Source organism: Pseudorhodobacter sp., assembly GCF_030452865.1.
In the GTDB taxonomy this organism is placed as follows: Bacteria; Pseudomonadota; Alphaproteobacteria; order Rhodobacterales; family Rhodobacteraceae; genus Pseudorhodobacter.
The window spans coordinates 1-5,515 of the sequence record NZ_JAKDLJ010000241.1 but is presented as its reverse complement, the minus strand read 5'-3'; the positions used below and the strand labels follow the sequence as shown (position 1 = coordinate 5,515).

Below are 5,515 nucleotides of genomic sequence, written 5' to 3'. Positions count from 1 at the left end.
AGAACAACATCCTCCATCGCGCCGTGTTCCGAGATCAGCAGGTATTTCTGAACCTCATAGAATTTCATGCGCTGGATGGTATCCAGCGGGTTTTCTTCGCCGTCCACCACGCCGGTTTGCAGCGAGGTATAAAGTTCGCCAAACGGCAAGGCGATGGCCGAAGAGCCAAGCGCATTCATCTGCTCAATCAGGATTTTGCTGTCCATCACGCGGAATTTCTGGTCGGCGAAGGCCGCCAGATCGGTCAGCGGTTTGTTGGAGGTGAAATTCTTGAACCCGTTAGGCCAAAGCGCCACGCCAACCACACCGCGATCCGTGAAGGACGCGAGCAGCGCCTGCCCGAACGGGCCGTCACGCAAGGCTTGTGCGGCCACTGGATCGGTCGGCATGATATAGGGGATATCGAGGACTGAGATCACCGGGTTGAAACCGCCAAGGAAGGCCGCAGGCGAAACCGTGGCCTCCAAGGTTCCAAGCTGTACACCTTCGGTCATCTGACGCTGATCGCCCAACTGACCCTGAGGAAAAATCTGAAACTCCACCGCGCCCTTGGTGCGCTCTTTCACCACGGCGGCAACTTTTTCGAGTGCAACATGACGGCTTTGTTGGGTCGATTCCAGATGACCGATGCGTGCCACGAATTCCTGCGCTGCGGCTGGAACGGCTGCGGCAAGGATAGTGCTGGCGGCAAGCGCGCAGAAGACACGGCGGCGAATGGTGGTCAATGTCGTGATCATCAGATTTTCCCTATCGGTTATGGAAGGCACTTGATTTATCAGGCACCGCTGGCTTTATGTGTCGGCCCCGACAAGAGCAAGCGCATTTGCTGCGCAGGAAGCAGCGATCTGCAACCTCGCATGAATTTTACAAGGATGACAGCGCGGAGCGCGATTTGGCTGCCGCGCTGATGCGTAGAGCCGAAAAAGCCCCCGCCTGCCTGCCCCCCAAACGCACAAGATTTCGCCGCGACCGGATGCGGCCATGATGGCAAGCGACACTCCGTGGATACATAGAGCGCCAAGTCAATTTGCGAAACAACAGCAGAACAATTGATTCAGATCAACGCGCGCGGCGGTTGTACGCGCCAGAAAACCCAAGCGATCCATGCCTGCGCCCCGCCGGGATGACGCTCTGGGGACAGATATGCAAAGCCATGACAACGCCCGCACCACGGATCAAACCCGCGCATTGGCGCTCAGCACGATCGCCTTCACCGCCTGTTTCGCCGTCTGGACCATCTTTTCCATCATTGGCGTTGCCATCAAGGCCGAACTAGGCCTGAGCGAATTCGAGTTCGGCCTGCTGGTCGCAACCCCGGTTCTGACCGGCTCCGTTTCCCGGCTGTTTCTGGGTGTCCTGACCGAGAAATATGGCGGGCGTCTGGTATTTACCACGCAGATGGTGCTGACCGCGGCGGCGACATGGATGCTGACCTGGGCCACGACGTATCCGATGTATCTGGTTGCAGCACTTGGCATCGGCCTTGCCGGTGGGTCGTTCATCATCGGGGTCGCCTATGTTTCGCGCTGGTTTGGTGCGGGCAAGCAAGGCACGGCGCTGGGGATATTCGGCGCGGGCAACGTCGGCTCTGCCGTCACCAGCTTTGTGGCGCCGTTTGTCATGGTCGCTTATGGCTGGCACGGGGTTGCACATGCCTGGTCGGTGGCGCTGTTGCTGATTGCATTGGTGTTTCTGGTCTTTGCCAAGGACGACCCGGAGCTTGTGGCGCGCCGCACCAATGGGCAACGCGCGCAGTCACTGGCCGAGCAATTTGCGCCGCTGAAGAACCTTCAGGTCTGGCGCTTCTCGCTTTACTATTTCTTTGTGTTCGGCGGTTTCGTCGCCATTGCCCTTTGGGCGCCCCACTACCTGATTGATGTTTACGGCGTTGATATCCGTACCGCCGGTATGGCGGTTACGGCCTTTGGCCTGTCCGGGTCACTGTTCCGCGCCTATGGCGGTGCGCTGTCGGATCGGTTCGGCGCGCGGTCGGTGATGTACTGGAGCCTTGGGTTTTCGGCGATCCTGCTGTTCATGATGTCCTATCCCGACACCTCCTATGTCATCAGCAGCAAGAACGGCCCGATTGCGTTTGAGACGCGGATGGATTTCGTTCCCTTCATCATCGCGCTGTTCGCGCTTGGCTTTTTCATGAGCCTCGGCAAAGCGGCGGTGTTCAAGCACATCCCGGTCTATTACCCGAAACACGTCGGCGCGGTGGGCGGCTTGGTCGGGATGATCGGCGGCCTTGGTGGCTTTGCCCTGCCCATCCTGTTCGGTGCAGTTCTGGATTTGACCGGGGTTTTCACCACGGCTTTTGCACTGCTGTTCCTTGTTGCCGGTGTCTCCTTGGGTTGGATGCATATGGCGATTCGTCATATGGAACGGACGGCGGGGGCTGTGGCGCTCGACCAACTGCCGCAACTGCCTGAAATGCAAGGTATGGCCGTGCCGGAGGCGCTTGCAGGCTCCCGCACACTGGAGGAGTGGGAGCCCGAAGACACCACCTTCTGGCAGGAAAAGGGTCGCAAGATTGCACGGCGCAACCTGTGGATTTCGATTCCGGCGCTGCTGCTTGCATTCAGCGTCTGGATGGTCTGGTCCGTGGTTGTCGCGCGACTTCCGGCCATCGGTTTTAACTTCACCCAAGGGCAGCTTTTCTGGCTGGCGGCTTTGCCGGGGCTGTCGGGTGCGACTTTCCGCATCTTTTACAGCTTCATGGTGCCGATCTTTGGCGGCAGGCTGTGGACCACGGTTTCCACCGCGTCCCTCGTGATCCCGGCTTTGGGCATTGGCTATGCCGTGCAGAACCCCGAAACGCCTTACCTGATCTTCCTGACGCTGGCGCTCCTGTGCGGGTTTGGCGGCGGTAACTTCGCATCATCGATGGCCAATATCGCCTTTTTCTTTCCGAAGTCGGAAAAGGGCAACGCCTTGGCCTTGAATGCGGGTCTGGGCAATCTCGGCGTGTCGGTCATGCAATTTCTGGTGCCGCTCGTCATCACCACCGGCGTTTTCGGGGCCATGGGCGGGATGCCACAAACCATGTCTGACGGCGGTCAGCTCTGGATGCAGAACGCGGGCTTCATCTGGGTTCCTTTCATCATCGCCGCGACTGTTGCCGCGTGGATCGGAATGAACGACGTGGCCGATGCCAAGGCGAGTTTTGCCGAACAGGCGATCATCTTCAGCCGCAAACACAACTGGATCATGTGCGTGCTTTATACCGGCACGTTCGGCAGTTTCATCGGCTATTCGGCGGGCTTTCCGCTGCTGGCCAAGATGATGTTCCCCGATGTCAATTCGCTGCAACTGGTGTTTCTGGGGCCGTTGGTCGGCGCGCTGTCGCGGGCCGGAACCGGTTGGGTCAGCGACCGTTTCGGCGGCGGGCGCGTGACGTTCTGGACCTTTATCGCGATGATTATCGCGGTGTTCGCGGTGATCACATCGCTTGGCGCAGGCAGTTTCGCTGGCTTCTTTGCCGCGTTCATGGCCCTGTTCCTATTGACGGGGATTGGAAATGCTTCGACGTTCCAGATGATTCCGGTGATCATGGGGCACGAAGTTCCACGCCTGATGCCGGGCCTGAATACCGATGAAACACGCAGGCAGGCAGGGCGCGAAAGTGCGGCGATCATCGCCTTCACCTCAGCCATCGCAGCTTACGGCGCGTTCTTCATCCCCAAGGCATACGGCACCTCAATCGCGATGACGGGGGGGCCGGAAGCCGCCCTCTGGGGGTTCCTTGCCTTTTATGTGATCTGTGCTGTTTTGACTTGGGTTTATTACACCCGCCCCAGCGGGCTGCTTTATTCGACCGAACGTGGTGCCCGCCCCATGACTGCCATAGCCTGACCTGAAAGGAATACCAGATGAGCAATCTTCTCGATCGCCTGAACTTTTTCAAATCCCTGCGGGTCGATACATTCGCCGATGGTCATGGGCAGACAACGATAGAAAATCGCGATTGGGAGGACAGATACCGCAACCGCTGGAGGCATGACAAGATCGTGCGCTCCACCCATGGGGTGAACTGTACCGGATCTTGTTCGTGGAAGATTTACGTCAAGTCGGGGATCGTGACCTGGGAAACCCAGCAGACAGATTACCCGCGCACGCGCCCCGATATGCCAAACCACGAACCGCGCGGCTGTGCGCGGGGTGCAAGCTATAGCTGGTATCTTTATTCCGCCAACAGGGTGAAAACGCCGCTGATCCGGGGTCGGTTGATGAAGCTTTGGCGGGAGGCGCGCAAGACCATGACGCCGGTTGCCGCGTGGGCCTCAATCCAGGCTGATCCGAAAGCGCGCGCCAGCTATACCAAGACGCGCGGCAAGGGTGGTTTTGTCCGCGCCGAGTGGGATGAAGTGACCGAGATTATCGCAGCCGCCAATGCTCATACCACCAAGAAATACGGTCCCGACCGGGTGTTCGGTTTCTCCCCCATTCCGGCGATGTCGATGGTCAGCTACGCGGCAGGTTCGCGCTATCTGAGCCTGCTTGGCGGCACCTGCATGTCATTTTATGACTGGTATTGCGACTTGCCTCCCTCCAGCCCGCAAACATGGGGCGAGCAGACGGATGTTCCCGAAAGTGCCGATTGGTACAACTCCGGCTTCCTGATGCTTTGGGGCTCCAACGTGCCGCAAACCCGCACACCGGACGCGCATTTCTATACCGAGGCGCGGTATAAAGGCACCAAATCGGCGGTGGTCAGCCCCGACTATTCCGAAGCCGCGAAGTTCAGCGATATCTGGTTGAACCCGCAGGCAGGCACCGATGCCGCCCTTGCGATGGCTTTCGGCCATGTGATCCTGCGCGAATACCACCTTGACCGTCAGGTGCCGTATTTTGAGGATTACACCCGGAAGTATTCCGACTTCCCCTTGCTGGTGAAGCTGGAGGAACAAAACGGCCGCCTTGTCGCTGGCCGTATGTTGCGCGCCAGTGATTTCTCGGATGCTTTGGGCCAAGACAACAACCCGGATTGGAAAACCGTGGGGGTGGATGCCAAATCCGGCAAGGTGGTGGTGCCGAATGGCTCCATCGGGTTTCGTTGGGGACAGGATGGCAAGTGGAATCTGGAGGAGAAGGCGGCAGGCGCAGACATCGACCTCAAATCCACCTTTATTCTGGAGGAGGACCGCGATGAAGTGGTCGGCGTCGATTTCCCCTATTTCGGCGGCGAGGCGCATGAGCATTTCGTAGCCGACAAGCGCGGCGCGATCCTGACCCGCAACATCCCGGTCAAGCGTATGGCGCTGAAGGATGGCGAAACACTCGTGACCACGGTGTTCGACCTCTTTTGCGCCAATTACAGCCTTGATCGCGGTTTGGGCGGCGAAAATGTCGCGAAGGGTTTTGACGCCGATGTGCCGTTCACCCCGGCATGGGCGGAAAAGATCACGGGCGTTCGGCGCGACAAGATCATCGCGGTTGCGCGTGAATTTGCCACCAATGCCGAAAAGACCAACGGTAAGTCCATGGTGATTCTGGGGGCAGGGATTAACCATTG

General features: G+C 58.8%; 3 protein-coding genes. 2 read left to right on the top strand and 1 reads right to left on the bottom strand.

Annotation, left to right across the window (positions count from 1 at the left end; genetic code table 11):
* On the bottom strand, positions 1-737 hold a 737-nt coding region (locus tag L0H65_RS13380), incomplete at its 3' end, for a TRAP transporter substrate-binding protein (RefSeq protein ID WP_301459549.1).
* 406 nt (positions 738-1,143) lie between these two features.
* Here L0H65_RS13380 and L0H65_RS13375 point away from each other — a divergent pair.
* Positions 1,144-3,855, top strand: coding sequence for an MFS transporter (locus L0H65_RS13375; RefSeq protein ID WP_301459548.1), 2,712 nt, complete (start codon positions 1,144-1,146; stop codon positions 3,853-3,855).
* A gap of 17 nt (positions 3,856-3,872) precedes the next feature.
* The coding region (locus L0H65_RS13370) for a molybdopterin-dependent oxidoreductase (RefSeq protein ID WP_301459547.1) at positions 3,873-5,515 on the top strand (1,643 nt) is incomplete at its 3' end.